Origin of the sequence: Haloarcula sp. JP-Z28, assembly GCF_011440255.1 — an archaeon.
GTDB classification, from domain to species: domain Archaea; phylum Halobacteriota; class Halobacteria; order Halobacteriales; family Haloarculaceae; genus Haloarcula; species Haloarcula marismortui.
Genome location: NZ_JAAOHT010000126.1, coordinates 1,208 through 3,221, shown reverse-complemented (window position 1 = coordinate 3,221; position 2,014 = coordinate 1,208). Strand labels below are relative to the sequence as shown.

The 2,014-nt window shown below is 61.3% G+C and carries 2 protein-coding genes and 2 pseudogenes; 3 read left to right on the top strand and 1 reads right to left on the bottom strand.

What is annotated here, in order from left to right:
- The 3 genes and pseudogenes from G9463_RS23160 to G9463_RS23150 all read left to right on the top strand — a co-directional run.
- Nucleotides 1–195, top strand: a pseudogene (locus G9463_RS23160) (hypothetical protein); the annotation flags it as partial.
- A 202-nt stretch (nucleotides 196–397) separates the two neighbouring features.
- Nucleotides 398–715: an MTH1187 family thiamine-binding protein gene (locus G9463_RS23155; RefSeq protein ID WP_165895758.1), complete on the top strand. Its 318-nt coding sequence runs from the start codon at nucleotides 398–400 to the stop codon at nucleotides 713–715.
- Nucleotides 712–1,818 carry a thiamine ABC transporter substrate binding subunit gene (locus G9463_RS23150; RefSeq protein WP_165895759.1) on the top strand — a complete coding sequence of 369 codons (1,107 nt, stop codon included), beginning with the start codon at nucleotides 712–714 and terminating at the stop codon, nucleotides 1,816–1,818. Before G9463_RS23155 ends, G9463_RS23150 begins: the two co-directional genes overlap by 4 nt.
- Here G9463_RS23150 and G9463_RS23145 read toward each other — a convergent pair.
- A pseudogene (locus G9463_RS23145) lies at nucleotides 1,819–2,014 on the bottom strand (C-terminal binding protein); the annotation flags it as partial.

Below are 2,014 nucleotides of genomic sequence, written 5' to 3'. Positions count from 1 at the left end.
GTCACGCTGTCCGGACTGTTTGCGGCCCCGCTGTTGCCGGTCGCACTCTGGTGTGATTACCGCCAAGCGAGAGAGTTTGGCACCTGTGACCCCGGTCTTCAGGCGTACCTCTCGAACCTCATTCGGGATATCAAGACGGCAGGGACCGGCCAGAGCGCTCTCGGCGACCAGCGCCGGGAATTCCTCAGGTGCTGATACCGTTGGCTGTCACTACTGCAGGGGACACATCACTCCAGAGCGGCGAAATACTGGTCGACGGCCGAAACGACGAGCCAGCCAGTCTGACCACGCTGTTTGTTTTTCCATCTGACTGTACAGTGGGGCGAGAGCCGATACCGCGTCAAAAGATGAGATGATACCACCCAGTTATATTATAGCGTGGCCGAACGTGGGAGTGATGACAGTCACTGCAATGCTCACCGTCGCACCGCTTGACGACGCTGACGCTGAGTTCGATGCGGAGATAGCGAAGGCCATCGACGCGCTGGACGCCTACGATGTCCGATATGAGACACACCCGATGGAGACGACTATTGAAGCGACAGACCTCGGTGAAGTGTTCGACGCGGCGCAGGCCGCGACTGAAGCCGTCGACGCCTCCCGGACAATCACGAACCTCAAGATTGACCACTTCCGGGAGGAGACGCTGGCAGTCGACGAGAAGGTCGACCGCGTCGAAGCACATCTCGGCCGCGACGCACGGAGCGACCGATGACCCGCCGACGTTCGTTCCTCCGCGCGCTTGGCGGTGCGGCGACAGTTGGCCTCGCAGGATGTGCCGGTGAAGACACAGGTAGCGAGTCCACGGCATCCAGCGGACAGATGGGGAGTGCAACCCCGGCAGAACGGACGCTCAGAGTCGCAGCGTACAAGTCCTTCGTTGACGCACCGAGTACGAGCGCCGGTGACTGGGTCAAAACGGAGTTCGAATCCCGTCACGACAATCTGACGCTTGAATGGGTCATCCGCGACGGTGGTCTCCAGCATTTCTTCCAGCGCCAGCAACAGGGTGCATCACTCGATGCAGACGCGTTTGTCGGCGTTACTGCGCCGGACCTCGTGAAGGCTGACGACGAACTCGACGACCCGCTGTTTGAACCGTTCGATACTTCAGCCGTCAGTAACAGCGACAACGTCGTCGACGCATACCAGTTCGACCCCGAGCGTCGTGTCCTTCCGACTGGGGCATCATACGTCAGTCTCGTCTACGACGAGAACGAGATCTCCTCGCCCGACACACTCGACGCGCTGACGACCGACGCCTACGCCGACTCGCTCCTGCTGGCGAACCCACAGAGCACGACAACGGGGCTACTCTTCCTCCTGTGGACGATTCATACCAAGGGTGCAGAAAACTACCTCGACTACTGGGACGCGCTTGTCGATAACGGAGTCAGTATCCTGGGCTCGTGGGGCGACGCATACGCGGCTTACTCAGAGGAAGAGAAGCCGATGGTCGTCTCCTACTCCACGGACCAGGTGTATGCTGCGAATCAGGACCAGAACATGGCGCGCCACCAGGTCGCGTTCCCGAACGACCAGGGGTATGCCTACGTCGACGGGACTGCGAAGTTCCGCGGGACAGAGCGGAGTGAGCTCGTCGACACGTTCGCCGCGTTCATGCTTGACCCCGATGTCCAGCAGACAGTAGCCGTCAAGAACGTCGGCCTGCCAACGGTGTCGAACGCGTCGCTTCCCGAAGAGTTCGCACAGTACGCTCACGAGCCGGCTGCACCCGTTCAATTCGGGTATGAAACGCTGGCGGAGAACCTCGAGACGTGGCGTAAGACGTGGAGCAAGCGCGTTGCCGCGAAGTGACTAGAGCCAGTCCGTGTCCGGGTCGATTCGGTTCGGCGGCGTCTCGCCGGCCAGCGCGGCTTCGACGTTCGCCGCGACGGCGGCATTGAGGTCGTCGCGAGCTTCCTCAGAGTACCAGGCCGCATGCGGCGTGACAATACAGTTGTCAAGGCCGACCAGCGGGTGGTCAGCCGTCGGCGGTTCCTCGGCGAGTACG